Annotated in this window: 30 protein-coding genes; 9 read left to right on the forward strand and 21 right to left on the reverse strand. The window is 34.3% G+C overall.

Annotation, left to right across the window (positions count from 1 at the left end; genetic code table 11):
• The 12 genes from fliQ to fliF all read right to left on the reverse strand — a co-directional run bounded on the left by fliQ (position 1) and on the right by fliF (position 9,800).
• Positions 1-270 carry a flagellar biosynthesis protein FliQ gene (fliQ, locus tag J3U00_RS08750; RefSeq protein WP_065561876.1) on the reverse strand — a complete coding sequence of 90 codons (270 nt, stop codon included), beginning with the start codon at positions 268-270 and terminating at the stop codon, positions 1-3.
• A gap of 14 nt (positions 271-284) precedes the next feature.
• A complete protein-coding gene (gene fliP / locus J3U00_RS08755; protein WP_267332238.1) occupies positions 285-1,028 on the reverse strand; it encodes a flagellar type III secretion system pore protein FliP in 744 nt (247 codons plus the stop codon).
• A gap of 1 nt (position 1,029) precedes the next feature.
• Positions 1,030-1,401 (reverse strand): flagellar biosynthetic protein FliO, encoded by a 372-nt coding sequence (fliO, locus tag J3U00_RS08760; RefSeq protein WP_267332173.1) that lies wholly within the window; start codon positions 1,399-1,401, stop codon positions 1,030-1,032.
• Between the two features lie 13 nt (positions 1,402-1,414).
• Positions 1,415-1,729 (reverse strand): flagellar motor switch protein FliN, encoded by a 315-nt coding sequence (gene fliN, locus J3U00_RS08765; protein ID WP_370632649.1) that lies wholly within the window; start codon positions 1,727-1,729, stop codon positions 1,415-1,417.
• A gap of 46 nt (positions 1,730-1,775) precedes the next feature.
• Positions 1,776-2,807 carry a flagellar motor switch protein FliM gene (fliM, locus tag J3U00_RS08770; protein WP_267332174.1) on the reverse strand — a complete coding sequence of 344 codons (1,032 nt, stop codon included), beginning with the start codon at positions 2,805-2,807 and terminating at the stop codon, positions 1,776-1,778.
• 5 nt (positions 2,808-2,812) lie between these two features.
• A complete protein-coding gene (locus J3U00_RS08775; protein WP_065561871.1) occupies positions 2,813-3,274 on the reverse strand; it encodes a flagellar basal body-associated FliL family protein in 462 nt (153 codons plus the stop codon).
• A gap of 175 nt (positions 3,275-3,449) precedes the next feature.
• Positions 3,450-4,541, reverse strand: coding sequence for a flagellar hook-length control protein FliK (locus J3U00_RS08780; protein ID WP_267332175.1), 1,092 nt, complete (start codon positions 4,539-4,541; stop codon positions 3,450-3,452).
• The gene (gene fliJ / locus J3U00_RS08785) at positions 4,531-4,995 is read right to left on the reverse strand and encodes a flagellar export protein FliJ (protein ID WP_220225476.1); all 465 of its coding nucleotides are present in this window, start codon (positions 4,993-4,995) and stop codon (positions 4,531-4,533) included. Before fliJ ends, J3U00_RS08780 begins: the two co-directional genes overlap by 11 nt.
• Positions 4,979-6,376 carry a flagellar protein export ATPase FliI gene (gene fliI, locus J3U00_RS08790; protein ID WP_267332176.1) on the reverse strand — a complete coding sequence of 466 codons (1,398 nt, stop codon included), beginning with the start codon at positions 6,374-6,376 and terminating at the stop codon, positions 4,979-4,981. Before fliI ends, fliJ begins: the two co-directional genes overlap by 17 nt.
• Positions 6,366-7,121, reverse strand: a complete 756-nt coding sequence (locus J3U00_RS08795; protein WP_267332177.1) for a FliH/SctL family protein — start codon at positions 7,119-7,121, stop codon at positions 6,366-6,368. The genes fliI and J3U00_RS08795 overlap by 11 nt, the downstream gene beginning before the upstream one ends.
• Positions 7,108-8,106: a flagellar motor switch protein FliG gene (gene fliG, locus J3U00_RS08800; protein ID WP_065561866.1), complete on the reverse strand. Its 999-nt coding sequence runs from the start codon at positions 8,104-8,106 to the stop codon at positions 7,108-7,110. Before fliG ends, J3U00_RS08795 begins: the two co-directional genes overlap by 14 nt.
• Entirely contained in the window at positions 8,106-9,800 is a 1,695-nt protein-coding gene (gene fliF, locus J3U00_RS08805) for a flagellar basal-body MS-ring/collar protein FliF (protein ID WP_267332178.1), read from the reverse strand. The genes fliG and fliF overlap by 1 nt, the downstream gene beginning before the upstream one ends.
• Positions 9,801-9,971: 171 nt before the next feature.
• Between fliF and fliE the strand changes: the two genes are divergently transcribed.
• Positions 9,972-10,265, forward strand: a complete 294-nt coding sequence (gene fliE, locus J3U00_RS08810; protein ID WP_416380056.1) for a flagellar hook-basal body complex protein FliE — start codon at positions 9,972-9,974, stop codon at positions 10,263-10,265.
• Positions 10,266-10,512: 247 nt separating this feature from the next.
• Here fliE and fliT read toward each other — a convergent pair whose 3' ends face one another.
• Genes fliT through fliD form a run of 3 tightly spaced genes read right to left on the reverse strand, consistent with a single transcriptional unit; the run spans position 10,513 to position 12,673 of the window.
• Positions 10,513-10,857 (reverse strand): flagellar protein FliT, encoded by a 345-nt coding sequence (gene fliT / locus J3U00_RS08815; protein WP_220225472.1) that lies wholly within the window; start codon positions 10,855-10,857, stop codon positions 10,513-10,515.
• Positions 10,858-10,859: 2 nt separating this feature from the next.
• Positions 10,860-11,228, reverse strand: a complete 369-nt coding sequence (fliS, locus tag J3U00_RS08820; RefSeq protein WP_065561862.1) for a flagellar export chaperone FliS — start codon at positions 11,226-11,228, stop codon at positions 10,860-10,862.
• Between the two features lie 11 nt (positions 11,229-11,239).
• Positions 11,240-12,673, reverse strand: coding sequence for a flagellar filament capping protein FliD (gene fliD / locus J3U00_RS08825; protein WP_220225471.1), 1,434 nt, complete (start codon positions 12,671-12,673; stop codon positions 11,240-11,242).
• Between the two features lie 660 nt (positions 12,674-13,333).
• Here fliD and J3U00_RS08830 point away from each other — a divergent pair.
• The 8 genes from J3U00_RS08830 to flgL all read left to right on the forward strand — a co-directional run bounded on the left by J3U00_RS08830 (position 13,334) and on the right by flgL (position 20,736).
• A complete protein-coding gene (locus tag J3U00_RS08830) occupies positions 13,334-14,146 on the forward strand; it encodes a flagellin (RefSeq protein WP_065562537.1) in 813 nt (270 codons plus the stop codon).
• Between the two features lie 172 nt (positions 14,147-14,318).
• Positions 14,319-15,035: an RNA polymerase sigma factor FliA gene (locus tag J3U00_RS08835; protein WP_065562536.1), complete on the forward strand. Its 717-nt coding sequence runs from the start codon at positions 14,319-14,321 to the stop codon at positions 15,033-15,035.
• A gap of 185 nt (positions 15,036-15,220) precedes the next feature.
• Complete coding sequence (gene flhD, locus J3U00_RS08840; protein WP_141673924.1) at positions 15,221-15,541, forward strand: flagellar transcriptional regulator FlhD; 321 nt, start codon at positions 15,221-15,223, stop codon at positions 15,539-15,541.
• Positions 15,542-15,554: 13 nt separating this feature from the next.
• The gene (gene flhC, locus J3U00_RS08845; RefSeq protein WP_081299485.1) at positions 15,555-16,160 is read left to right on the forward strand and encodes a flagellar transcriptional regulator FlhC; all 606 of its coding nucleotides are present in this window, start codon (positions 15,555-15,557) and stop codon (positions 16,158-16,160) included.
• A 55-nt stretch (positions 16,161-16,215) separates the two neighbouring features.
• Positions 16,216-17,103, forward strand: coding sequence for a flagellar motor stator protein MotA (gene motA / locus J3U00_RS08850; protein WP_065733614.1), 888 nt, complete (start codon positions 16,216-16,218; stop codon positions 17,101-17,103).
• The gene (gene motB / locus J3U00_RS08855) at positions 17,103-17,990 is read left to right on the forward strand and encodes a flagellar motor protein MotB (protein WP_267332179.1); all 888 of its coding nucleotides are present in this window, start codon (positions 17,103-17,105) and stop codon (positions 17,988-17,990) included. Before motA ends, motB begins: the two co-directional genes overlap by 1 nt.
• 148 nt (positions 17,991-18,138) lie before the next feature.
• Positions 18,139-19,782, forward strand: coding sequence for a flagellar hook-associated protein FlgK (gene flgK, locus J3U00_RS08860; protein WP_220225468.1), 1,644 nt, complete (start codon positions 18,139-18,141; stop codon positions 19,780-19,782).
• Between the two features lie 15 nt (positions 19,783-19,797).
• Positions 19,798-20,736: a flagellar hook-associated protein FlgL gene (flgL, locus tag J3U00_RS08865; RefSeq protein WP_267332180.1), complete on the forward strand. Its 939-nt coding sequence runs from the start codon at positions 19,798-19,800 to the stop codon at positions 20,734-20,736.
• A gap of 94 nt (positions 20,737-20,830) precedes the next feature.
• On the opposite strand, the gene flgJ is transcribed toward flgL, so the two are convergent.
• Genes flgJ through flgE form a run of 6 tightly spaced genes read right to left on the reverse strand, consistent with a single transcriptional unit; the run spans position 20,831 to position 26,412 of the window.
• Positions 20,831-21,820 (reverse strand): flagellar assembly peptidoglycan hydrolase FlgJ, encoded by a 990-nt coding sequence (gene flgJ / locus J3U00_RS08870; protein ID WP_267332181.1) that lies wholly within the window; start codon positions 21,818-21,820, stop codon positions 20,831-20,833.
• A gap of 12 nt (positions 21,821-21,832) precedes the next feature.
• On the reverse strand, positions 21,833-22,936 hold the full coding sequence (locus J3U00_RS08875) for a flagellar basal body P-ring protein FlgI (RefSeq protein ID WP_220225465.1): 1,104 nt from the start codon (positions 22,934-22,936) through the stop codon (positions 21,833-21,835).
• Between the two features lie 11 nt (positions 22,937-22,947).
• Entirely contained in the window at positions 22,948-23,625 is a 678-nt protein-coding gene (locus J3U00_RS08880; RefSeq protein WP_267332182.1) for a flagellar basal body L-ring protein FlgH, read from the reverse strand.
• A gap of 10 nt (positions 23,626-23,635) precedes the next feature.
• On the reverse strand, positions 23,636-24,418 hold the full coding sequence (flgG, locus tag J3U00_RS08885; RefSeq protein WP_065562527.1) for a flagellar basal-body rod protein FlgG: 783 nt from the start codon (positions 24,416-24,418) through the stop codon (positions 23,636-23,638).
• An 18-nt stretch (positions 24,419-24,436) separates the two neighbouring features.
• Positions 24,437-25,186, reverse strand: a complete 750-nt coding sequence (locus J3U00_RS08890; RefSeq protein ID WP_220225464.1) for a flagellar basal body rod protein FlgF — start codon at positions 25,184-25,186, stop codon at positions 24,437-24,439.
• Positions 25,187-25,200: 14 nt separating this feature from the next.
• Positions 25,201-26,412 carry a flagellar hook protein FlgE gene (flgE, locus tag J3U00_RS08895; protein WP_065562525.1) on the reverse strand — a complete coding sequence of 404 codons (1,212 nt, stop codon included), beginning with the start codon at positions 26,410-26,412 and terminating at the stop codon, positions 25,201-25,203.
• Between the last annotated feature and the right edge of the window lie 13 nt (positions 26,413-26,425).

Consider the following 26,425-nt stretch of genomic DNA (forward strand, 5'->3'; position numbering starts at 1 on the left):
TTAACTTGTTAGGTTGGGAATGCTAGTGATGACAAGGCGAATATAGTCGATCATTGTGGTTAGCATTGATGGACCTAAAATAATTAATACTAGAATAACAGCCAAAATTTTTGGGATGAAAGATAACGTCATCTCATTAATTTGGGTAGCTGCTTGTAGTAAACTGATGATTAATCCTGTGACCAGTGCCGCTATTAATAAAGGACCAGCAAGCGATGCTGCAACCTTGATGGCTTGTATGGCGAAATGGCTAATATATTCAGATGGCATTATATTCCTTTACTTTAACTAAAAAAACTTTGTGCTAACGAACCTAATAGTAAGTGCCAGCCATCAGCTAATACAAACAACATAATTTTAAATGGTAGAGATACCGTTGCGGGTGGGACCATCATCATCCCTAACGCCATTAAGGTACTGGCGACAACTAAATCAATTACTAAGAAAGGAATAAACAGTGTAAAGCCAATTTGAAAAGCGGTTTTGAGTTCACTAACGATAAAAGCCGGCACCAAAATTCGTAGTGGGATATCTTCACGAGTTTGAATTTCATTCGTATGAGACATATTTACAAATAACCCTAAATCGCTTTCACGAGTCTGAGAGAGCATAAATTCACGAAGCGGTTTTGTTGCTTCATTTAACCCTTCTTGCATGGTGATTTGTTGTTTCGAATAAGGCACATACGCCTCTTGATATATTTTATCGAGTGTTGGTGACATGATAAAAAATGTCATAAATAACGCAATGCCTATTATCACTTGATTAGGTGGTGCAGATTGTGTGCCAAGTGCACTTCGCAATAATCCTAATACAATAATGATCCGAGTAAAACTCGTCATTAGTAGTAGAATAATAGGGATAAAAGTGAGTAAAGTTAAAAAGACTAAGGTTTCAACAGGTAAAGACCAACTTTGTCCTTCTTGATATGGTGTTTGAGAAACAATTGTTAATGGTGATAATTGAGCAAAACTACATTGACTAAAAAACAGTACGTTTAGCAAAATAATATGTATTAACCGCACTATCTTACCTCTTGTCTAACACAGATTGTAATATCTGATTAAACAGGTTACTTTTTGACAATTGCTCAACCTCAGCGGGCTCAGCTAATAACATTTCAGTGCGTTGTTCATTTATGGTATGCAGTAATGTCATTTGTTGTGCAGTAACACCAACTACCAGTAATTGATGATCAACATAAACCAGAAGAATTCGCTCTTTAGCACTTATATTATAAGTTGCTTTAATATCAATGAATTGTTTCGTAGACTTTTTCCAACCAATTCGTTTTATTATCCATGCTAAAAATAAGATAACAGCAATTACACAAAAAAATGCCATGCCGATCTGGCTAAATAGGCTTGATTCTACAGGAATGGCGGATAAAGTTTGGGTCATGGTTATCTCATTTTTAACGGCTTAATCTACGAACACGTTCTGATGGAGTAATAATATCGGTAATTCGTACTCCATAATTATCGCCAACTACAACGATTTCACCTTGCGCAATTAAATAGCCATTAATAAGGATGTCTAAAGGTTCACCAGCTAAACCGTCTAAGGCTATAACTGAACCCTGAGTTAAATTTAAAAGATCTTTAATGGCCATTTTGGTTCGACCAAGTTCTACGCTTAGATTAACTGGAATATCTAGGATAAGGTTAATATCTTGCTTTTTTACGTCTGTTGGTTGTGGTGAAAGGGTTTCGAAAATAGCTTCTTTCATTACTGATTCATCACTAATATTTAGTTGGCTATCATCACTTGGTATATCACTCATTGAACACTCCTTCATTCAATTGTTCTAAAACTGGATTGCTTATCTGATCTACTTGGATTGCATACTGTTTATTTACGCTACCATAATGACCTTTTAATACTGGTACACCGCCAATGGTGACATCAAGGCTTGTTGGTTTTTCGATATCCAAAATATCACTGACTTTTAATGCTAATAATTTGGCAACAGTTGTTTGAATGTTTGTAAAGTTTGCGACTAACTCAACGGTTGATTGTTTAATACCACTCGTCAGTGAGCTCATCCACACGTTATCATCTTGGTGAGTTTGGTTTTCTATCGGTGGTTTAATTAATAGCTCTTTAATTGGTTCAACCATTGCATAAGGAATACATATGCAAAATGTTCCTTTAAAATTACCAATTTCGACTAAAAATGATGAAGTTAACACAACATCGTCAGGCGAGCTGGTAATGTTGGTAAATTTGCTTTCTACTTCAGAGCGGATGTATTCGGTTTCAATATTGTATACATCAATCCAGGAGCTTTGATAAGTTGTTAAAGCAAGACTTAATACTCGTCGAATAATCTCTTGCTCAGTATGAGTAAACTCTCGTCCTTCAGTATCAACATTAGTAATATGGCCATCCCCACCAAAAAGAGTATCAACAACAATAAATACTAATTCAGGTGAAAATGAAAATAAGCAACTTCCCCGCAAAGGGTTAAGATGAACTAAATTTAAATGATTGGTTGCTGAAACATGTGAAAACTCTTTAAACGTTTTGGGTTCAATGGGTGAGGTTATAACATCAGTATTTCGGCGTAATAAATTAAATAATCCAATTCTAAATTGACGTGCAAAGCGTTCATTAATAATCTCTAACGCGGTTAGTCTTTCAGGGATAAAGCTATGTTTAACTGATATATCATAAGGCTTAACTTCAGTCCGTTTACTTTGTTGTAAATGATAATTTTGCTCAGCATCATTTTTTATGCTGGCTGAATTATTTTGTGAATGCAAAGATTCACTTTTATCGGTATTAGGTTGAAGCTTATCAGACATGATAATTACCTTACAATGAAATCAGTAAATAGAACTTCATCAATTTTTACTGAGTGTTTTGCATCATATTGGCGAGATAATGCCATTTTTATCTGCTCTTGTAATTCAAGTTTGCCTGACTCTTTCTTTAAATTATTAACGTACTGTTTTGAAGTTAACAAAAGTACGTCACTTCTTACTTCAGGAAGATAATCTAATAAAACGGTTTTTTGTTCTTCATCAGCGACGCGTAACACCATACCAACGTATAGAATTTTATTGATTTCTAAATTTTCTTTAGATGGTGGAAGTGAAATTGTGAAAGGTTTTAATGTTAAAAAAACCGGTGATAACACTTCTGGTTCTACATGGGGCGTCGTTTTAGGAGAATCTTGTAACCATAAATAAGCAGCAAAACCTGTTGCTAAAAGGGTAATTAAAATAAGTACTAGATTTAAAATACTTATTTTTTTCTTGGTAGTTTGCATATTTATTATTGTCTCAATGAAAATTAATGAAATGTCTATTTAAATAGCCAAAAATTACCAAAATAATAAATCATGCTTTGAGAATTAATTGGAAGAATAGGCAGTAAAAATATGACCTATTCAACCTTTTTAATCTCTAGCTATCAAAACATAGTACTGTTTCAAATACTATTATTTAGGCAAAAATACTTAATCCTGATTGAACAATGTTTGATGGATGATCAAGTTCATGAAGTGTTTGATTTTTATCGTCCATTAATTGCTCTATTTCAAACTCTTGTTTATAAGGTGATGAGGAGTCATTCATCATTGAAAAATCACTAATATCGGTCTGCTCTAACATAATACCTTGTTCTTCCAATGAAGTTCTTAATTGCGGTAAAGCTGATTCTAACACGCTTTTAACCATATTATGTGCAACAGCCATGTGAAGGTTCATTTTGTCATCAACTATTGCCAATTTAATATGCAGCGAACCCAATTCTTCAGGATGTAATTTGATTTCCGCATTTTGGATACCTTGACGACAAACGAGACTAATTTTTTCGTTTAATGTTTTTTGCCATTCAGTAATATCCATTGGCATAGGTAAATTTATATTTAACGTTTTTTGACTTTCAATTAATGGTGTTGATGTGGTTAATTGATTTGGGCTATGGACTAGTAATGTAGGTTCTTGTTCAAAGTGGTTAATATCAAAATTGGTGATAGGTAAATCGATATTATTATTTTGAGTATTAGTAAGAGTTGGTAATGGTTGATTTGAGGTTTTAACTGAATTTATATTGGTTGATATATAATGTTCATCATTCGTTAGCAAGCTTGTTTGTTCATTTGCTTTAATGATCACTTGTTCACTACTATTAATAATAGTGAGTATTTCTGCTGCTTTTTCATCTACATTGATATCATCAGAAATTGGTGACTTTAAAAGTATATCATTAGCTGTAGTATTAATTTTTAATTCACGTATTGCTGGCTGTTCAGTATAATTATGCTCATTATTAATTATAGGCTGTTCTTCGACTTGCAAAGTTAGTGGAAATAGTGTGAATAATTCATCACTATCTTCCTCTTCTTGATCATCTAATTGATGATCGAGTTTGTTCTCGAAAATATTAGCTTTGGCTAGGCTATTATTTTCGCCTAACTCTTGTTTTTCATTAAACTGTAATAAAAGCTGAAAAAAATCGTCTTCAATAATTGATACTTCATTCAATTCTATAGGTGATATTAATGGGATATCACTAAATTGATTAATATTCATTCAACATTCTCCTTGCTAACTGCTGCTGTGCAAATTCATCGGTTAATTTTTGTTGTAAACGGCTTTGCTGTAGCAGTCGTTTTTTATCTTGTTTATCCAATAATGTGGTGTAAGTATTGAGACTTTTTTGTGATTGATTTAGCTCATTGGTAATCTGTTTTTGTTTAATTTCTAAAGTTAACAATAACTTTTTTTGTTGTGTGATCCCTTGCTCAATAGCAGTAATAAAAGCATTAAAATTGTTCAGTTCTGATCCTGTAATGCCAACTGATAACGCTTTATTTAAGCGCTGTTGGTACTCATTATAGTAATCATTCAATACATTTAGTTGTGATTGAGCATTACGCTTATTATCATGCGCATTTTTTAATTTAATCAATTTGTCGTCGACTGATTTTTCAGCTAACTTTTTTAATGTTAAAAAGGCAAATTTACCATTATATTGATTGGCCATTGTTCTTTCCTAAGTTTGAATCAACAATTCTTGCTAACTGTTGATAAGCGTCTTGATAACTACAATGTTCATAAATTCCTTGTTGTAAAAATTGTTGCATAGCAGGAAAAAGCGTTATTGCCTTATCTAATAAAGGATCGGTTCCTGCTACATAAGCGCCAACATTAATTAAGTCACGATTACGTTGGAAACTTGAAAATAATTGCTTAAATAACCGTGATTTTTTTTCGTCTTTGGTTAGTTCTGTCATCACGCGACTTATTGATGCTTCAATATCAATAGCTGGATAATGACCTGATTCGGCAAGAGAACGGGATAAAACAATATGTCCGTCGAGAATTGCTCTAGCTGAGTCAGCGATAGGATCTTGCTGGTCATCACCTTCGGTTAGCACGGTATAAAAAGCGGTAATAGCGCCTTTGCCTTCAGCGTCATTACCGGCTCTTTCAACTAATGCTGGTAATTTTGCAAATACTGAAGGAGGATATCCTTTAGTCGCTGGTGGTTCACCGATGGCTAAGGCTATTTCACGTTGTGCCATGGCGTAGCGTGTTAATGAATCCATAATGAGTAATACATTAAATCCTTGGTCACGAAATTTTTCAGCAATTTTAGTCGCGTAGGCTGCACCTTGTAGACGTAATAATGGCGATACATCAGCAGGCGCGGCAACAACAACAGATCGAGCTAAGCCCTCTTCACCTAAAATATTTTCAATAAAATCTTTTACTTCTCGACCTCGCTCACCGATTAAACCAACCACAATAATATCGGCTTTGGTGTATCTTGCCATCATGCCAAGTAAAACACTTTTACCAACGCCTGAACCTGCAAAAAGCCCCATTCGCTGACCTTGACCAACGGTTAATAATGCATTGATTGCACGAATGCCAACATCGAGAACTTGATGAATTGGTGTTCGGGTTAGCGGATTTAGTGTTTTATTAATTAATCCTTCATATTCGATATCTTCAGGTAATGGTTTGCCATCGAGAGGTTTTCCCATTGCATCGACAACTCGGCCTAATAACCCCATACCAATTGGTAAAACTTTGTGGCTAAAATGTGTTAAATCATATTGTGATGTATAAACTCTTGCATCGAGTAATATACCGTCTGTTGATTCAAACGGCATGAGGTATAGTGTTTTTCCTTTAAAACCAATTACTTCACACTCAACCGCTTGGATTTTGCCATCTAATTGTCGTTCAACAAAACAGTTGGATCCTAATGGTAGTTTTAAACCAATAGCTTCTAGAACAAGACCAGACGCTTTAACCAATCGACCATATTGACGAATTAAAGATGCAGACTCTAATTTCTGTTTAGCACTATCAATTTTAGTTGCCCATTGCGTACAAAAGCTCACCTTAACGCTCATCTCCATGCACTGTGTCAGAAATAATTTGCCAGTGATTGGTTATACTTGCGTCGATCTCATTTGTTTCAGTAAATATTTTGCAGCCACCTAATTCTATATTTGCATCGGCAATAAATTGCCATTCATTTTTTAGTTGATCATCTAGTTGTGGCTCTAGCCATAAAAAATCATTCGGATTGATTCGAACCACAATCGGTGCAATTGTATTTTGTTCAATTAATGACTTGATCGAATGCATTAATTGTTTTTGTTTTACTTTGGATAACGAACCAACAGTTTTTTCAGCGGCAAGTAAAGCGAGATCAAATAGCTTTGGTACAATTTTTTCATCAATTTGATTAATTGACTGCTGAAAATGAATTGCTAGATTTTTGATGGATTCAACAGTATTTAATTTTTCTTCGTTTATCTGTTGTTCTATTTTCTCCAGGCCTTCTTGTTGGCCTATTGTTAACCCTTCCTCATACCCTGTTTGTTTACCAATATTGAAACCTTCTTCTTTACCTAGATTAAAACCTTCTTGATAGGCTTCTTCTCGTGCTTGTTGTTTGATATTTTCAAGTTCTAGCGTTATTTCAGGGCTATTAATATCAATAAAATTGGTATCGGCCTCATCGACTATTTCAAGTTCTGGTTCACACTCTTCTTGCTCATCGGTTTCAGGAATGAGTGGTGATGATTCTGCTAAATCTTGAAAGTGTAATGGTTTCCAAGTTAAGGTATTAGCTTGATTATACATATTCATCATCACCGCTACTTAAGATCATCTCACCGGTTTCAGCTAAACGACGAGCAATAACCAAAATTTTCTTCTGTTCGGTTTCAACTTGTGACAAGCGCACTGGTGGTCTGTTTTCTAAATCTTCACGTAATATAGATGCAGCACGTTGCGACATATTCGATAATAATTTTTCCCGTAATGGTTCTGTCGCACCTTTCAGGGCAATAATTAAGGTTTCATTATCCACATCTTTGAGTAGACGTTGGATACTTCTATCATCCACATCAACCAGATTTTCGAATAAGAACATTTCATCAATGATTTTTTGAGCTAACTCATTGTCATAATCACGTAATGCATTGATAACCAATTCTTCTTGTTGTGATTTCATCAGGTTGATGATTTCTGCTGCGGTGCGGATACCCCCCATATTATTAAGCTTAATATTTTGTCCATGTAGTAAAGTTGATAACGATGTTGATAATACCTCTAACGCTGAAGGCTCTACTCCACCGAAGGTTGCAATACGTAGCATTACATCATTACGCAGATCATCATCAAATAGATTTAATATCTCAGCAGCTAAGTCACGATTTAAGTGAACTAAAATTGTGGCGATAATTTGTGGATGCTCTTTCTTAACCAAATCAACAGCTCTGGCCGCATCAACAAAGTTAAGCATTTTTAAGCCATCGGTAGTATCTTCAATATCGGTATCTAATAGTTCATCAAGTAGACGGCTGGCTTTATCACTACCAATTGATTTTTCGAGAACTTTTCGTAGATAGCCATTAGTATCGGTATTTAATACGGCACAATCATCAAGTGTGGTTTGACACTCATTAAGAATATTTTTGAGTTGTTCTTGTGTTAATTGTGGCAATCCCATCATGGCACTACTAATTTGTTGTACCTCTTTATGGTCTAAAAATTGCATTACTTTTGCAGCTAATTCTTCACCTAAAATCATTAAAATTGTCGCTGCTTTTTGAGATTCACTTAAATTCATTACTCGGTGTCCTTCTTGTTCATCCAACCACGAATAATGAGAGCCATTACACGAGGATCTTTTTCGACAATTTTTCGGATGTATTGCTGTTGTTGCATATTATCTTCAAAAATTTTCTGTTGCAGTTTACTGTGTGCTTTATAATCAAGCTTATCTTCAGCGCCCATCGTGCCGTCAGATTTATCCGTATTGAGGTATTGTCTTTGAATCTTAATCCATACCGAACGCAGTACTTTTCGCCATGCATACCATATTATTAAGATATAAATTAGATATTTAATTGCCGTTTTCAGCATGTCGTAAACTTCATGTTTTTGTAAAAAGGTGATGGCGTCATTTTCATCATCTATTTGATCTGTAAATTTCAAATTTGCCACCGTTAATGAATCACCACGCAAGTCTGAAAATCCCATAGCTTGACGTGCTAGCGCCTCAATATGAGTAAGCTCTTCTTTATCGAGTTTTACCCATTTTTCGACCGCTTCATTTTTTTGATTTTCTTCATTTGACGATGCAACTTCATTGATTGTCGCAAATTTGTAATTAACTAGAACCGCGACAGATAAGCGCTTGATACGACCTTCAGGAATTTTGCTATGAATAATTTGACGATTAACTTCAAAGTTCAACGTATTATTGGATTGTAAATGATACATTTTTTGCTTGTCGTCTTTATCTTTTGCTTCATTCTCTCCATCAATTGGTGCACTTGGTGTTGGTACTGGTTGGTTAGATAAAGCCCCTGGTACACCACCAATAACATTGCTTGATGCTAATTGACGGTTTTCAACTTGCTGCTTACTGCGAATGGTTTGATTGTTAACATCGCTATTAGGATCATAGATTTCGGATGTTGATTCCTGACGGCTAAAGTCAATGTCAGCATTAACTTGAACTTTAACATTTTGTTTACCTAAAATCGGTATAATGATTTTTTCTACGCGTTCACGCACCAAATTTTCGATTCGTTCACTATATTCTAATTGGGCAACATTAACGTTAGTATCGCGGTATTTTTCTCCAGTCAATAAATTACCGTTTTGATCGATGATAGTGACTTTATCCGCTTGTAATTCCGGCACACTACTTGAAATTAAGTGGATAATAGCGTCAATTTGACCTTGAGATAGCGAGCGACCCGGTAATAAAGTTAATGCGACTGATGCAGAAGGGAATTTTCTTTCTCTAACAAATAAAGAGGGTTTTGGCATAGCCAAATGCACTCTGGCATCATCAACACTACTAATGATTGAAATTGTTCTGGATAATTCGCCTTCTAATGCTCGTTGATAATTGATTTGTTCATTGAACTGGCTCATTCCAAAACTTTCTTTATCAAGCAGTTCAAAACCGATAGCTCCGCCTTTAGGTAAACCTTGTTGAGCAATTCGTAGGCGAGTATCATAAATTTTATTTTCGGGAATTAAGATCGTTGTACCGGATGATGAAAACTTATATGGAATATTCATCTTATCAAGTTGGCTAATGATTTCACCGCCATCTTTATCATTCAAATTACTAAATAGCACACCGTAAGCATCACTCTTAAGCCATAAATAGGTGATACTACTTATAGCAATTACGATCACTCCTACAATAAGGAGCAGCATTTTTCGATTTTGTTTTAATTGATTGATAAATGGTAACTTATTCAATATTGATTCGCCTTTGTTACCCACTGACTGGCTATCCATATGTATCCTAATTCTAAACAGGTTAGATTAATTCTAGGGTCTATTATCTGTGTATTTATAAAAATCAATAGCTAAAAAAGCACATGCTTTACCCTTTAGTTATCGCTTTTAGATTGTTATCTTTGTGATAATTTAAGCGGTAATTTTATTAAGATGAATATAATTAATATGATGAACAGTATCGAGGCTTTTAATCCGGCAACTAAATTGGATTTTTCTTCGAATCAACAGGTAAGTAAAGAGCAAAATTTTGTTGCTGAATTAAAAATGGCTTTAGATAAAATTAGCCAAACTCAAATTGAGGCAAGTAAGCAAGCTAAAGCTTTTGAAATGGGTGAACCTAATGTTTCATTAAATGAAGTAATGGTTAATATGCAAAAGTCTTCGGTTTCTTTGCAATTTGGCGTACAAGTTAGAAATAAGTTAGTAGCGGCGTATCAAGAAATCATGAATATGAATGTTTAATTTATTAATTATTCTATTTGTTTAAAAATCGTCATTCATCAACTGCCAATTTTTATCAAAAATTGGCTTTCATCTATTTTGTTAAAAAGACTGTTAAAAAGTCAGCCTATTATTCACCTTTTATAACTTTATCCAGTTTAAATTAATAATAAAAAAAGTTTGAGGAGCGGGGTTTTTGGCACTTTAAAATCGCTAAAAACCCCGCTCCTCAATTATTTTTAGTCTATTTTTTTGATTACTTAGTGAATTATGCTAGGTTGGCAATTTTTTGGTAACTGTCTATTTTAGTTTGATAATTAACCTGCTCGCCAATGAGTCTGGTAAGTTCATCATGCCGTAGATGTATTAATTGTTCTAATTGCTCTTGATAACCCAAAATATTATTGATATACATTCGAATCATATCTTGCTGTGGTGATGGTATCGTATCAATTAGTTGGATATCTTTAGATAATTGGTGGTATTGAGCTTGCCAGCTGATTAATAATTCCCAGTTTTCTTTTTGTGCATTAATTAGCATTTGCTCAACAACATAATTAAGCTTTTCATATTGTTCTAATAATAAATTATTATTTAAAACTGATATTCCCATAACTATGCTATCTCCCGCCAAGCTTGAGCAATGTTATCAAGCAAATTAAAACAGACTTGCAGTTTGTCTTTATCATTATGTAAATTGGCTAAAACCAACTGCTGACTGATGTATTGATATAATTGATCTAAATTTTCGGCAATTTCACCACCTTGCTCTAGATCAAGTGAACTCTTAAGTCCATTATCTATAATATTAATTGCTTTCGAAATGGCTTGCCCTTTGCCTGCAATATTCCCTTTTTCTATATATAACTCAGCTAAACGAATAGCATTAAGTGCGCCCTCGAATAATAAAACAATAAGCTGATGTGGCGAAGCCTGATTAACACTCGTTTCTAAATTAACTTGCTTATAAGCTTGAACTCCCATTTTTATATTCCTTATTTTTTCATGTTCGCCATCATTTCGAATTGTGTGGTTAAGTAATTGCTCATACCATTTAATTCATTGATCAAGATATCTAATTTAGTAAACTGTACACGATAACGTTCAATAGTTTGGTCAATAGAGTTGTTAACTTGATCATAGCGTTTATCTAATGATTTTAAGGTTGAGTTTAAGCCGTTAGTTGCGGTATCAATCATGCCATCACTATCAATGAAGCTACTCACTTTGGCACATACTTCGTTAGCTATGCCTGTCGTTTCACCATCACCAATAAATAGCATGGCGACTGCTTCACTGTTTTCTTTGAGGGCTTTTTCTAATTCGTTTTCTTTAATAATTAGCTTGCCATTACTATCCATATTGATACCGATTTGAGCCAATACAGAGATTTCACCAGCTTGACCTTTCGAAAAGATAGATCGGATACTTTGATCTATATTACGTAGTGTTGAATCACCAACCAGTGGTCCATTATTACTATTTAATTCATCTGAATTGGCATCACTAGCAGTAAATTGAGTTAAGGTTGATATCGTTGATTGTAATTGATTAAATGCCTCCACCCACTCTTTAAGTGCCTCTTGGGTTTTTTCGTTATCTGCGTTAATAGTTAAATTTTGCGATGTGGTGGTTACTGCTTTTAAAGTGATATCAACGCCAGGGATGACATCTTTAACGGTATTTGATGCACTATTGACGGTAATACCATTAAAACTAAATTTAGCATCTTGCGCTTTAGCGACTTCGCTCATTGCTGATGAATCAGCTTGATTAATATCAAAACCAACTAATGAATTGAGTTTTTCATCATCGGATGATATCGAAGTTATAGTTTGTTGTTCACCTGTTTCTTTAGATGTGATAACCAGTTGATAGCTATCGGTTCCTGAACGAACAATTGTTGCATTAACGGGAGATTCACTGATTGAGCCATCTTCATTAACCACTTTAGCTTGGTTAATTGCATTTGCGATTGATTCTAAGGATGTTTCATCTTTACCTAAAGTGACATTTAATTTTTGACCATTAGCTTGTTCGATGGTGATTGTTCGCGTTTCATTATTGTTACCTAACGCTGTTTGTTTATCGTTTATTGTATTAGTAGCAACGCTGTGTGCGCTAGCAAGTTGTTGCACACTCACTGCATAATTACCTAATTGAGCATTGCTACTTACGTTAGTAGTAAAGTAGTTGTCATTGCCCGATACCGTTCTAGCTTGGAACAGCTCTTTTTTTTGTAGTTTTGCTGTTGCGCTATTAAATGTTGATAATGCACTTTTTAATTTGCCAAAACCGCTTATTTTATTATTAATTGTTTTTTGCTGTGCTTTTATTGGCGTAAGACGGTTTTTTTCTACCGCTTCTAATTGATCTAATACTTCATTTAAATCAATACCAGAACCAATCCCCAATATACTCATTGCCATGTTTTATTATCCTATTATAAATTCTTTCATCTCTTGTTTTATCGACTGATGTAATAAAAAGTTTAGATATTTTTATTAATAAATAATTAGGTTTTGGCAATGCATATATTGCTAGACGATTTTATCTATTCAAAAACCAGTTATTTATTCAATTATAAATGTTATATCCATATCAATTTTGCACTGTAAAAAGATGTAGGTGACATATCGCTACTGGAGTTATAAATTATCTTTTTAATCAATGAACTTTGATATTTTAGAGTGTTAAAAGCTAAATGTTTTTCTAAATGGTTTTAAGGATGGCAGTCGTAATTTAAAAATAAAATTAAGTAGTGATCTTTCTAATATAATTTCTATTATTAGTAAATATATTGCAATTATTTAAATAGATAGTAGGTTATGCACTTTTGCCGCGGCCTTTATTAAATAAGGCTATCAACTGTTTTTTACCGATTAATTTACATATAAAAATGTATTAGGACCTCTGATCGTTTTATCAAACTTAATTAGTTATTCGGTTTTATTCGACGACATAAAATAAAAATTAAAAAAATATTAAAGTTTCTTTTTTTAATACCGATAACTAAATCATCAGCAAAAGTATTGAATAATATTTTCAATATCTCGTTGATCTAACTAATCATATTAAAGGAGATAAAAATGGCACAGGTAATTAATACCAATACTATGTCTTTAATGGCAAGAAACAATCTGAATAATTCTCAAAGTGTTCTTGGAACTGCAATTGAGCGTCTATCATCAGGTATGCGTATCAACAGCGCTAAAGATGATGCAGCAGGTCAAGCAATCGCTAATCGTTTTTCTTCAAATATTCGTGGTTTAACTCAAGCTGCACGTAATGCAAATGACGGTATCTCTTTAGCTCAAACAACTGAAGGTGCATTAAACGAAATTAATAACAACGTTCAACGTATTCGTGAATTGACTGTTCAAGCGGCAAATGGTACAAACTCTCAAAGCGATTTAGAATCAATTCAAAACGAAATTGATCAACGTTTAGAAGAGATAGACCGTGTATCTAAACAAACTGATTTCAATGGTACTAAAGTATTATCTGCTGATAAAACACTTAAAATACAAGTGGGTGCAAATGATGGTGAAACTATTGAAATCAATTTGAAAAAAATTGACAGTACTGAACTCGGTTTAGCTTCATTTAATGTTTCTTCAAGCCCAACAGCAGATCCTTTAAAAACACTTGATGCTGCATTATCAAAAATTGATGAATTACGTGGTGAGCTTGGTGCGGTACAAAATCGTTTTGAGTCAACTGTGACTAACATCAACAATACAGTAAATAACTTAAGCTCAGCGCGTAGCCGTATTGAAGATGCAGATTATGCTGAAGAAGTCTCTAATATGACTCGTGGTCAAATTTTACAACAAGCAGGTACTTCAGTATTAGCACAAGCTAACCAAGTACCTCAATCTGTACTGTCTTTATTACAATAAAGTATATCTCTAAAATTTTACTTTAATTTTTATACTATAGTAATAATGGTATTTTTTAATACCATTATTGCTAATAATGTTAATTACCTATTTTTTAATACTTTATTCTTGCCATTAACTCAGTCAATTATCGTCATAATATTCCTTAGCATTTTTTACAATGGTTTAGGAAATGAGTGATAACCTGTATAACTCTCAGGGTGTAGTGAATCAAATCGATTGGCAACAATATATCTATTTAGTTCGTAATGAAGCGTTGAAATTAGCTGTTCGTTTACCAACGACGATTGAGCTTGATGACTTGTTACAAGTTGGTTATATCGGTTTATTAGAATGCATAAAACGTTATGATGCAGCACAAGGTTATACTTTTACTACATTTGCTATTCCTAGAATAAAGGGAGCAATGTTAGATGAGTTGCGTAGTCGTGACTGGCTACCAAGGCAAACCCGAAAAAAAATTAAAGATGTCACTAACGCCATTAATGAATTGGAACAAATTTTAGGTGTCCCACCTAATGATCACCAGATAGCTGCACATCTGCAATTGTCTCTTACTGAATATCGCAAGGTGTTATTAGATTCAAATTATAGCCAAATCTGTTCTTACGATGAGATACAAAAAAAACTCGGCGATAATTTGGATGCGTTGATTGAGCCTGATTCCGATAACAATCCTTTTGCTTTTATTATTAATGATGAAATTCGCAATATTATTGTTCAACAAATTGATAACTTACCTGAAAAAGAAAAAATGGTTTTAGCGCTCTATTATCAAGAAGAGTTGAATTTAAAAGAGATTGGAAAAGTGTTAGATATTAGCGAATCTCGCGTAAGTCAATTACATAGCCAAGCAATAAAACGAATACAAAGTAAAATTAATATATAAAAAACAGAATAAAACAGTAAAACATGAAAAAATAAATTGAAAATAAATCGAAATGATTTTTTTATTGACCTTTTGCTTTTAAAAATGTAACTTTAAGTGAAAAAAAACGAATTAAGATGTTTTTTACTAATTTTGCATTTTTTTATGCGAGAAAAATATAAATTTTGGTGAGTAAATTGGGAAATATACAAGAAGACGATATTTTGAAATGTATACATCATTTAAATCTTTCAACGCTTTTATTAAGCCAAAGGATGATAGAGAAAGATAAAGTGATGGCAATGTATCGATTAGGAATTGATGAAAAAACCGCTGATATTTTGAGTAATTTAAGTGCTTCTCAAATGTTGGTTTTATCTGAAACCAATCAATTAACGTTTCAATTTCGATTTAAAAATTCAGCAATGATGGAAAAATTAACTGAAGAGTCTCGCGTTAGTGATATAAAGCAGATGCATACAGGGATCCTTCTATCAAGCTTACTTTTAGATTCTATTAATAAGTAGGTAAATGATAAAAATGAGTAGCAAAAGCATTATCCAAAAATATAAAGAAGTCCAATTAGCTATTCGATTAATTACACTCGGCGCTAGAATTCAAATGTTGGAGAGTGAAACCAATTTAAGCCGTGGAAAGCTGATTAAATTATATAAAGAAATCCAAGGATGCCCACCACCTAAAGGTTTACTTCCTTTTTCTACCACGTGGTTTATGACTTGGGAGCCTAATATTCATTCAAGCATGTTTTATAATGCTTACCGATTTTTAGTCAAGCATGGTACTAAATCTGGAGTTCATGCAATTGTTAAAGCTTATCAACTTTATTTAGAGCAATGTTCTCTTCATCACGATGAAGAGCCGGTTTTAGGCTTAACTCGTGCATGGATTTTAGTTAAATTTGTTGAAAGTAATGTTATGCAGCAATCGTGTTGCAAAGAGTGTAAAGGGCGATTTATTACACACGCTTACCAGCCTCATAATAGTTTTGTTTGCAGTTTATGCCAACCGCCGTCAAGGGCCGAAAAAAATAATAAAACGCATAAAGAAAGCCAAGCAAAATGCTTACAAGTTTTATCAATACCTAGTGCATTCAACTTAGTCACCGCAAATCAGGTAACGGTTTAGATAAGCAATTAATTAAAAAAGTTTAGTTACATTTTATAGAGATAAAGGAAAGCCAATGCTAATAATTATAGGATATATTGTTGTTATCGCTTCTGCTTTAGTTGGTTATGTGCTAAGTGGAGGGTATTTGGCAGTACTTTTTCAACCATTAGAGTTTCTGATAATTGGTGGTACAGCTATTGGTGCTTTCATTGTAAGTAATGAAAAGAAAGCAATAATTGCTACACTTAAATCGTTAGGTAGTTTATTTAAAACATCAAAATATAATAAAACTCTTTATTTAACATTAATTAATTTAATGTACACCATTTTAACTAAGATACGTCAAAATGGGGGGTTATCTATTGAAGAAGATATTGATAATCCAAAAGAGAGTGAGTTATTTAAAAAGTATCCACTTATTCTTGCCAATCCACAAATATGCGATTTTATCACTGATTATTTACGTTTAATGATTAGCGGAAATATGGAAGTTTATGAAATTGAAGCATTAATGAATGAAGAAATTGAGACGTATACCCATGAGTTAGAAAAACCTGCAGATGCGATTTCTAGTGTGGGCGATGGGTTACCTGCTTTTGGGATTGTGGCTGCGGTTATGGGAGTGATTAACACATTAGCACAAGCAGATAGGCCTGCTAGCGAGTTGGGTGAACTTATTGCACATGCTATGGTTGGAACCTTTTTAGGAATTTTACTGGCTTATGGGTTTGTTTCGCCACTAGCTGCTTTATTAAGACAGAAGAATGCTGATACAGTAAAAATTTTAGAATGTACTAAAGTTATTCTTATTGCCAGCATGCATGATTATGCTCCACAGATTTGTATTGAATTTGGTCGAAAAACTATTTTTTCGCATGAGCGACCATCTTTCTTTGAATTAGAAAAATATATTCAAGAAGTGAAAGATAAAAATGCTAACCCAACAGAAAATAATGAATAATGAAAGATAAGCCAGTAAGAATAATTATTTCTAAAAAAAAGTCAGGGCATGGCGGTGGCCATCATGGTGGTTCGTGGAAGATTGCTTATGCAGATTTCATGACTGCTATGATGGCACTTTTTTTAGTCATGTGGTTGATAGCCAAATCCAGCCCGCAAGAATTACAAGGAATTGCCGAATATTTCAGAACGCCATTAATACTAGGTCAAAATGGTGGTAAAAATATTAGCGATAGCGAAAGCCCTATTCCTGGTGGTGGCGATGATGTCAGTAAAAGTTTGGGTGAAGAGCAACAGAGCATAATAAATGAACAACCAATAGATCCCAATGTAGTTGAAAGAAATCAATTGATCGAAACTGCTCGTAAAATTTATGAGGCGTTTGAACTTGATCCTCGACTGCAAAAATTAGCGGCTAATCTTATTGTTGAACTAACTGAAATGGGGTTAAGAATTCAGATTTTAGCAACTGATGATAAACCAATGTTTGATGTTGGTAGTGCAGTTATTCATCCTAATATGCAAGAAATTCTTCACGCTCTAGCACCAATAATAAACGATTTACCCAATAAGATGACCTTATCTGGGCATACTGATGAGCGTCAATATATAACAGGTGATAGAGGTTATAGTAACTGGGAGTTATCTGCTGATAGAGCAAATTCGTCAAGACGAGAACTTATCGCTGCTGGATTAGATTCAAGCAAAATTATTCGAATTATTGGTTTAGCTGATACGGTAGGTTTAAACAATCCTAATTATAGTAAAGATGCTAATCGCCGTATTAGTATTTTAATTTTGAATAAGTCAGCTCAAAAATATATTGAAGATGAAAATACAATGACGGGAATAGATTTTTTAAAACAAGCAACTAAATCTGAAAAATAGCATTGGAATTACACAGGTTAAGCCTGTTAAAAAATTAAATTTCAATTATTTTCTAAAAATAACTAAAGTTTTATCTTTTTTATCCGATATAAGAATAACCCTTTAAGTTAATAATTTGATTATTGACTAAATATATTTAGGAGCTTTTATGTCAAATTCATTGATGAATACCGGTATTAGTGGATTAAATGCTGCGCAAAATATGCTTAATGTTATAAGCAATAATATCAGTAATGCGCATACCGTTGGTTACAATCGTCAACAACAAATTTTGCAACAAGCAAATGGCACTAAATATAATTATGGTTTTGTTGGTAACGGTGTATCTGTATCATCAGTTAATCGGGCATATAATAGTTTTGTGGTTGGTCAATTACGTCAATCTCAATCACAAAATGGCTCTATAAAGGCTTATTACAATGAGTTGTCAAAAGTCGATAATTTATTAGCGGAGAATGATAATAGTATTTCCTCGCAACTAAATAGTCTGTTTGCAAGTTTAAATAAACTTTCTTCAAATGCGGGTGATGCCGCTTCCAAGCAAACAGTAATAAATGATCTTAGCTCGTTAGTCAGTCAGTTTAATAAAACGGAATTGAATTTAAAAAATCAGATTGCCAATATCAATACTGAAATTGTTAATAATGTTGATACTATTAATTCTTATACCCAACAAATTGCTGATCTTAACCAAAAAATAGCAAGATTACAGGCAGTAAGTGGTGGCCATGAGCCGAATGCATTGCTTGATGAACGCGATCAACTGGTTAATGAATTAAGCGAGATGATAGGCATCACCGTTACTGAGCAAAATGGACAATACAATATTTCACTACCTAATGGTTTAAGTTTAGTGCAAGGGTCATCGGCAACTCAGTTATCTGTACAGCCGTCTAAAGATGATCCTGCTTTAAATACAATTATTTACACTCATAATTCTGGTGCGACTCAAGAACTATCAAGTCAAAATATCGCATCAGGCCGATTAAATGGATTATTAGCTTTTCGTGATGGACCACTCCTAGAAGCTCGCAACCAATTAGGTTTGATTGCGTTAAATCTAGCAGAACGATTTAATGAAGTACACATGTCAGGGGTTGATATTAATGGCGAACCAGGTCAGAAATTATTTGATTATCATAGCCCAACTAGTATTGCTAACGCCCAAAATCAAGGTAATGCCACTGCTAAAATTAACTATAATTCAGTGACAGACGTCAAAGCATCTGATTATAAAATTGAGTTTAATGGTAACGATTGGGTCGTAACCAGATTATCTGATAACAAGCAAATTACCCCACAAGTTGAAGATGGTAAATTATTGTTTGATGGATTATCTATTGAAATAAATGGTGATCCAGTAGCGGGTGATAGTATCTTACTTAAACCTGTTGCAGATGTAGCATCATCACTCCAGCTACTAGTTAAGGATGTTAATAAACTAGCAACAGGTATTAATGATGATGAAAATGGTAATGGCGATAATCGTAATGTAGCTAAATTGCTTGATATACAAAATGAAAAATTAATTAATGGCACTAAAACGTTAAATAGTGCTTATAACGCCTTAGTTAGTTATGTGGGAAGTGAAACGCAAACAGCTAAAATTTCAGCGCAATCTAGTCATAATATTACTCAAGAAATTTATGAGCAAAATCAATCAATATCAGGCGTTAATATTGAAGAAGAATATATCTCTATGCAGGTTTATATGCAGTATTACCAAGCTAATGCAAAGATTATTGATGCGGCAACCACAATATTCGATACCATTTTAGGTTTAGCTAAATAATAGAAGGGTTTAAATATGCGTGTTAGTACTAATGCAATGTATCAAAAAAATTTAACGAGTATTTTAAATACCAATAGTAAATGGCAAAAATCAGGATTGCATTTAGCAACCGGTAAAAAAATCTTATCACCTTCTGATGATCCTATGGGGTCATCGCAAGCATTAATTTTAAAACAGGCTCAATCAAGAAATACTCAGTATCAATCAGCTCGTGAAAGTGTTAATAACTCGTTAAGTCGCCAAGATACAGTACTAAAAGAAGCTAATACTGTTATCCAATCAATTCAAGAGACACTAGTTTATGCGGGTAATGAGACATTAAACGATGAAAATAGACGTGACTTAGCCAATAAATTACAAGGACTAAAAGATCAATTAATTTCGTTAGCTAATGCTAAAGACACTAATGGCAATTATATCTTTGCTGGAAATAAAAATGATACACCTCCTTTTGTTGTGGATGAATCAGGTAAAGTTAATTATGTCGGTGGTTCTACAACGATTAATATTTTTATTGATGATACGCGTGAAGTGTCATTAAGTTTTACTGGTGATCAGATTTTTATGTCAGGCGCCAATAGTTCTGTGGAAAGTGATGTTTTTGCTAGCATTGACTATGCATTAGAAGTACTGCAAATCGGGTTAGATGATAATGACCCTGATGCGATTACGCAATTCAGAGAAGGTTTATCGAAAGCTAGTCAAGGCGTTGATAATTCGTTTGAAAATATCTCAACAGTTAGGGCTGCAGGTGGTAATGTGTTGTCGGAAGTTGAACGATTAACTGCACTAGGTAAAACCTTGGACATTGATTTTCAGACACAAATTAGCCAAATTGAAGATGTTGATTGGTATGAAGCCATTGCAGATTATGTGATGTTACAGGCGAATTTACAAGCAGCTCAATATACTTTTATGAATATGCAAAATATGTCCTTATTTCAAATGAAATAACTTTCTGTCATCACTTATTTAAATCGTTAATAAACAGGAGGCTTATGCCTCCTATTTATTAACTTCATTAAAATTTAGTTAATTTATTTAGTTATTATTTAAAGGCAATTTGTCTAAAACCTGATATTGATTTTTGCGGTGTATTTCTAGCAATTTCTTCAATTCGACTAATAATTTGAATTAACTTTTCGCTATAGTTAGGATCGGTTGCATAGTGTGCATCTTGCAGTGCTTTGGCTGCGGTTCTTGCATCAGGTGCGTTAACAACGGCACGATAACGTGGGCTTTTGGTAAGTAAATCAAGATAATCTGTTAATGCATGTTGTTTACTTTTATAAACTCTAAATTCATCTTGAATCTTAACCATATTGTTATTTAAAAATTCTCGTGTTGTTAACCGAGTTGAATTGCCTTTCCATGATGATGTCGCTTTTATGCCAAAATAGTTATGACTTGGTTGATTGTCGGCTGTTTTTATCTGCTTTTTACCCCAACCTGTTTCTAAGGCCGCTTGTGCAATGATAACCTCATAAGGAATACCTGACATTTTGGATGCCTTTTTAGCTGGTTCAAACCACTCGACTATAAATTGCGTGATATGGTCTTTATCAGAATCATTAACTGCTGCCGGTAATGGTTTGACGTTAGTATTCGTTAATTTATTCGTTTGCTGGTAAAGCATTTGACCTAATGCCGCAGGCGATGAATTTGAATCACTAAATAAAGATTGTGCTAATTCTATATTATTAGCCTGAGATTGTGGGGTAATAGATCTATTTGGCTGATTATTTAATTGTTTGGCAATAATATTGGCAAGACCTAATCCTTTACCGGCAGCCTGTTGAGCAATTTGCTGATCAAACATTGAAGTAAATAACTGCATTGCAGATTGATTAAATAATCCACCATTAGGAACGGCTTTTCGCATAGATTGCATCATCATATTGACGAATAGTGTTTCAAACTGATCGGCAACTTGCTTGACACTTTCACTTGATCCACTAACAGCGTTACGCCTTAATTGGCCAATGCTCGAAAAATCATAAGCAAAGCGATTAATAGACTGATTAACTAGGTTTTTCATAATAATTATGCTTTAAATCGTTTCTAATGCAGCGTGCAAACAACCAGCGGTTTTTAATGCCTCAAGTATCGACATTAATTCTGTTGGATTTGCGCCTAATAAATTAAGTGAGCTAATTACTCGGTTTAAATCAGCGCCAGAAGCTAAATTATGTAATGCTCCGCCATCTTGTTCGATGCTAACCTCATCATCAGGAACAACTACGGTTTGTCCTCCGGCTAACGGAGTGTTAGGCTGGCTAACTTTTAATTTGTTATTGACCACCACAGACAAATTACCATGAGCAACGGCACAATTGTCTAATTGAACTTTTTGATTCATCACCACCACGCCAGTGCGTGTATTAATGACTACTTTTGCTGAAATTGGTGAAGCACTAATTTGTAGGTTTTGAATCTTCGATAATAATTTAACTCTTGCCTGACTATCTTGTGGCATGTTCAATTTAACCGTCATACCATCTAAAGCAACTGCGATATTTTTTTGTACCTTGTTAATTGCTTCAGCGATTTTTGATGCCATGGTAAAGTCAAAATGGTTAAGGTGTAAGTGAATGGAACTTTTTTCATCTAAGCGGGTTGTTAATTCCCTCTCAATTGTCGCTCCACTCGGGATAGTTGCACCAGCCATTTGATTAACTGTTACACTACTGCCTTTGCTGCTTGCGCCCATACCACCAACAAAAAGATTACCTTGAGCAATGGCATAAACTTGATTGTCGGCACCTTTCAATGGCGTCATAATCAATGTGCCACCGCGAAGGCTTTTGGCATTACCTAATGAAGAGACAACAACATCAATTTGTTGCCCAACTCGTGCATAAGATGGTAATTTAGCAGTAACCATTACCGCAGCAACATTCTTTAATTGCATGTTACTACCTGATGGTACGGTAATACCTAATTGCGAAAGCATGTTGGTTATACTTTGAATGGTAAATGGTGTTTGTGAAGTTTGGTCTCCAGTACCATCTAGCCCAACAACAATTCCATAGCCTACTAAGGCGTTTTCACGCACGCCTTGAATAGTTACTAAATCCCTTATTCGTTCGGCATAACTATAGGGTGTGCCCACTATCATTATTAAAATAATAAAAGTTCGTAATATATTAAGCATAATCAGATTCATTAAAATGGTGAAAGATTAAAAAACAGGCGTTGTAACCAACTCATAGTTTGAGCTTCATCAATGTAGCCATTACCTACATATTCAATGCGAGCATCGGCAACTTGAGTTGAAATAACGGTATTGTTACCACTTATTGTCCTTGGGTTAACAACGCCTGAAAATCGAATAAATTCTGTTCCCTGATTTATTGCAATTTGTTTTTCACCTATTACTTTTAAATTGCCATTAATCATGACATCTTGAACGGTGACGGTGATGGTTCCACTAAATGTATTTTTTGCATTAGCGCCACCAGAACCTTTAAAATCGTTACTGCCTGAGATATCAGTATCTACTTTGCCTCGACCAACTAGCCCATCTAAAAAGTGAGGAACAGTTTTTACACCTAAATTTACCCCACCATTACGGCCAGCATTAATAGATGAACTTTTGCTCGCACTCACATTTTCTTGTAATACAATAGTTAATACATCACCAATATTGCGAGGTCTACGATCTTCAAACATTGGTTGATAGCCAAAACTACTTGGTTGTGATGCTTGATATATTGAGCCACTTGAATTAACAATTTCTGGTATTTGAGGAACAATACTGGTTTGCCCTTCAACTAATGCTTTTTTAGGTAATTGGCTACAACCAACTAATAACATCATTACTAAAATATAAAGATATCTCATTATCATAGTTTTATAACTGATTTAAACGTTGCAACATTTGGTCAGACGCTGATATTGCTTTACTGTTAATTTCGTAAGCACGTTGTACTTGAATCATGTTAACTAACTCTTCTGCAACATTTACGTTAGAGGTTTCGATATAACCTTGATACAGCAATCCAGCACCATTTAATCCTGGTGTATTTTCAGTTGGAGCACCAGAGCTTTCGGTTTCTAAATAGAGATTTTCACCAACACTTTCTAATCCAGTGTCATTAATAAAAGTATGTAATGTTAATTGACCAACTTGCACTTGAGTTGATTGATTGGCTAAAGTCACACTAACAATACCATCCCGTGCCACGGTCATTTTTATCGCATTTGATGGAATGTTGATGGTTGGTTGAATTTCGTAACCAGCAGCAGTAACTAATTGACCATTTTGGTTAACTTGAAAAGCGCCACTTCGAGTATAAGCTAGTGTTCCATCAGGCATCAGAACTTGGAAAAAACCTTGTCCATTAATAGCGATATCACTGCTATTATCAGTTAATTCTAAATTTCCTTGGCTATGGATTCGTTCGGTAGCTACAGGCCTAACACCGGTACCAATTTGTAATCCAGAAGGTAGTGTTGTTTGTTCAGATGATTGAGCGCCAGGTTGGCGAATAGTTTGATATAACAGATCTTCAAAAACAGCACGTTGGCGTTTAAAGCCACCAGTACTAACGTTGGCTAAATTATTGGAAATTATATCCATATTCATTTGTTGTGCAGTTAGCCCAGTTTTTGCAATCCATAATGATTTAATCATTGCTTTTCCCTATTTTAATTATGTTAACGATAATATTTGATTGGCTCTTTGTGCATTTTCATCTGCTGTAGTAATTTGCTTCATCTGCATTTCAAATTGACGAGAATGGCTAATCAAATTCACCATTGCAGTAACAGGATTAACATTACTGCCTTCTAATACTCCAGACATCAGCTTTGCGTTAGGATTATCTTGTAATACTGCACCACGATTGTTAACAGGTGTTGCATGAAAAAAACCGTCATCGCCACGTACCAACTCATTAGGTTCAAGGTGAACTTTCTTTATTTTTCCAACTTGAGCAATGGTTGTGCGTTTATCACCTGCACCTAACGCTGATAAAGTTCCGTCGGCACTGATACTAACCTGTGAACGCTGAGGAACTGTTAATACGCCATTATCACCAAGTAATGGATGACCTTGGATATTAAGCGTGCCATTTTCATCAATTTGAATGGCACCATTACGTGTATATGCTTCACTACCATCAGCTAATTGTACAGCTAGCCAATCATCTTCTGATAAAGCAACGTCTAAATCTCGCCCAGTGTAATTAAATGCACCCATTGTTGAATCATAGGTAGGCGTGGTTGCTGCAACCATGGTCCTTGTTGGCATACTATTACCCACAATAGGAACGGCTTTCATTGCCGCTAATTGAGCACGAAAGCCTACTGTTGATACATTAGCTAAATTATGACTGGTTATGGATTGTTGATTTAATGTTTGGCTTGCACCAGACATGGCAGTATAAATAACGCGATCCATAAATATTCCTTAAATTATCTCAAATTAACTAATGTATTAAGAATTTGATCTTGTGTCTTAATGGTTTGAGAATTAGATTGATAATTACGTTGAGCAACAATCATATTGACTAATTCTTGGCTCATATCGACATTAGATGATTCAACGGCACCACTGGCTAATGATCCAAAAGTACCTGTATTGGCTGAGCCTAATACTTCACCACCAGAATTAAGTGTTGAACGCCAGTTATTATTCCCTGCTGACTCTAATCCATTAACATTGGCAAAATCAGCCATGGCAATTTGACCTAATAACATGGTTTGTTGGTTGGAATAAACACCATAAATAGTGCCATCATTGTTAATACTATAACCAACTAAATCACCTGCTGCATAACCATCTACGATAGGCGTTTTTATGCTACCGACTTCTTTACCCATATTTTGTTGCGTACTGTTTGCAAGTGATAATGTAAAGCTATTATCTTCTGATCCATTTATGCCATTAATATTGATAGTCATTTCGGGATCGCTGATTAATTTGCCTGATGAATCAAATTCCATTTTTCCTAATGCTTGTAGGGTTGCATTAGGATCGCTACTATCAAGGTAATGAACATCCCATTGGTTATCTGCTGTTTTTACATAAAAAAGCTGAACATTGCGTTGATTACCTAATGAATCATAAGTGGTGATAGTAGTTGAATAATTAAATGTGTCAGCATCTGTTGCATTAATCGGTTGTTTTTCAGGAACTTTACTATTTGAATTTAGATTTGTTTGCAAAGCAGCTTTATTGGTTGCTGATGCATTTAACATTTCTTGTGAAATTTTTAATGGACCCGGTGCTGAACCTTGTTGAATTTGTGGTGGAGTACCTGTCGCAAGATAACCAGTCAAATTGAAACCGTCAGCAGATACGATATTACGTTCAGCATCTAATTGAAACTGACCATTACGGGTATAGTAGATTTGTCCACTACTATCAACTAATCTGAAAAATCCATTACCTGAAATCGCTACATCTAAACTGTTGTTGGTTGAAGTTGTTGTGCCGTCATTAAAATTTTGCATAACAGCAGCAACTTTAACACCCATTCCTACTTTTGAACCGGCATAGATATCAGCAAATGAAATACTAGCACTTTTAAAGCCAACTGTTGCAGAATTGGCAATATTATTACCAATAACATCTAATTGTTTAGAAGCGGCATTCATACCACTGATTGCTTGAGAAAATCCCATATAAACTTATTCC

The sequence above is a fragment of the Gilliamella sp. B3127 genome (assembly GCF_026536935.1).
Lineage (GTDB): Bacteria > Pseudomonadota > Gammaproteobacteria > Enterobacterales > Orbaceae > Gilliamella > Gilliamella apicola_E.

Coding starts and splice junctions, on each gene's coding strand:
- fliQ (WP_065561876.1), bottom strand. CDS start 270: ATGCCATCTGAATATATTAGCCATTTCGCCATACAAGCCATCAAGGTT.
- fliO (WP_267332173.1), bottom strand. CDS start 1,401: ATGACCCAAACTTTATCCGCCATTCCTGTAGAATCAAGCCTATTTAGC.
- fliN (WP_370632649.1), bottom strand. CDS start 1,729: ATGAAAGAAGCTATTTTCGAAACCCTTTCACCACAACCAACAGACGTA.
- fliM (WP_267332174.1), bottom strand. CDS start 2,807: ATGTCTGATAAGCTTCAACCTAATACCGATAAAAGTGAATCTTTGCAT.
- J3U00_RS08775 (WP_065561871.1), bottom strand. CDS start 3,274: ATGCAAACTACCAAGAAAAAAATAAGTATTTTAAATCTAGTACTTATT.
- J3U00_RS08780 (WP_267332175.1), bottom strand. CDS start 4,541: ATGAATATTAATCAATTTAGTGATATCCCATTAATATCACCTATAGAA.
- fliJ (WP_220225476.1), bottom strand. CDS start 4,995: ATGGCCAATCAATATAATGGTAAATTTGCCTTTTTAACATTAAAAAAG.
- fliI (WP_267332176.1), bottom strand. CDS start 6,376: ATGAGCGTTAAGGTGAGCTTTTGTACGCAATGGGCAACTAAAATTGAT.
- J3U00_RS08795 (WP_267332177.1), bottom strand. CDS start 7,121: ATGAATATGTATAATCAAGCTAATACCTTAACTTGGAAACCATTACAC.
- fliG (WP_065561866.1), bottom strand. CDS start 8,106: ATGAATTTAAGTGAATCTCAAAAAGCAGCGACAATTTTAATGATTTTA.
- fliF (WP_267332178.1), bottom strand. CDS start 9,800: ATGGATAGCCAGTCAGTGGGTAACAAAGGCGAATCAATATTGAATAAG.
- fliE (WP_416380056.1), top strand. CDS start 9,972: ATGAACAGTATCGAGGCTTTTAATCCGGCAACTAAATTGGATTTTTCT.
- fliT (WP_220225472.1), bottom strand. CDS start 10,857: ATGGGAATATCAGTTTTAAATAATAATTTATTATTAGAACAATATGAA.
- fliS (WP_065561862.1), bottom strand. CDS start 11,228: ATGGGAGTTCAAGCTTATAAGCAAGTTAATTTAGAAACGAGTGTTAAT.
- fliD (WP_220225471.1), bottom strand. CDS start 12,673: ATGGCAATGAGTATATTGGGGATTGGTTCTGGTATTGATTTAAATGAA.
- J3U00_RS08830 (WP_065562537.1), top strand. CDS start 13,334: ATGGCACAGGTAATTAATACCAATACTATGTCTTTAATGGCAAGAAAC.
- J3U00_RS08835 (WP_065562536.1), top strand. CDS start 14,319: ATGAGTGATAACCTGTATAACTCTCAGGGTGTAGTGAATCAAATCGAT.
- flhC (WP_081299485.1), top strand. CDS start 15,555: ATGAGTAGCAAAAGCATTATCCAAAAATATAAAGAAGTCCAATTAGCT.
- motA (WP_065733614.1), top strand. CDS start 16,216: ATGCTAATAATTATAGGATATATTGTTGTTATCGCTTCTGCTTTAGTT.
- motB (WP_267332179.1), top strand. CDS start 17,103: ATGAAAGATAAGCCAGTAAGAATAATTATTTCTAAAAAAAAGTCAGGG.
- flgK (WP_220225468.1), top strand. CDS start 18,139: ATGTCAAATTCATTGATGAATACCGGTATTAGTGGATTAAATGCTGCG.
- flgL (WP_267332180.1), top strand. CDS start 19,798: ATGCGTGTTAGTACTAATGCAATGTATCAAAAAAATTTAACGAGTATT.
- flgJ (WP_267332181.1), bottom strand. CDS start 21,820: ATGAAAAACCTAGTTAATCAGTCTATTAATCGCTTTGCTTATGATTTT.
- J3U00_RS08875 (WP_220225465.1), bottom strand. CDS start 22,936: ATGCTTAATATATTACGAACTTTTATTATTTTAATAATGATAGTGGGC.
- J3U00_RS08880 (WP_267332182.1), bottom strand. CDS start 23,625: ATGAGATATCTTTATATTTTAGTAATGATGTTATTAGTTGGTTGTAGC.
- flgG (WP_065562527.1), bottom strand. CDS start 24,418: ATGATTAAATCATTATGGATTGCAAAAACTGGGCTAACTGCACAACAA.
- J3U00_RS08890 (WP_220225464.1), bottom strand. CDS start 25,186: ATGGATCGCGTTATTTATACTGCCATGTCTGGTGCAAGCCAAACATTA.
- flgE (WP_065562525.1), bottom strand. CDS start 26,412: ATGGGATTTTCTCAAGCAATCAGTGGTATGAATGCCGCTTCTAAACAA.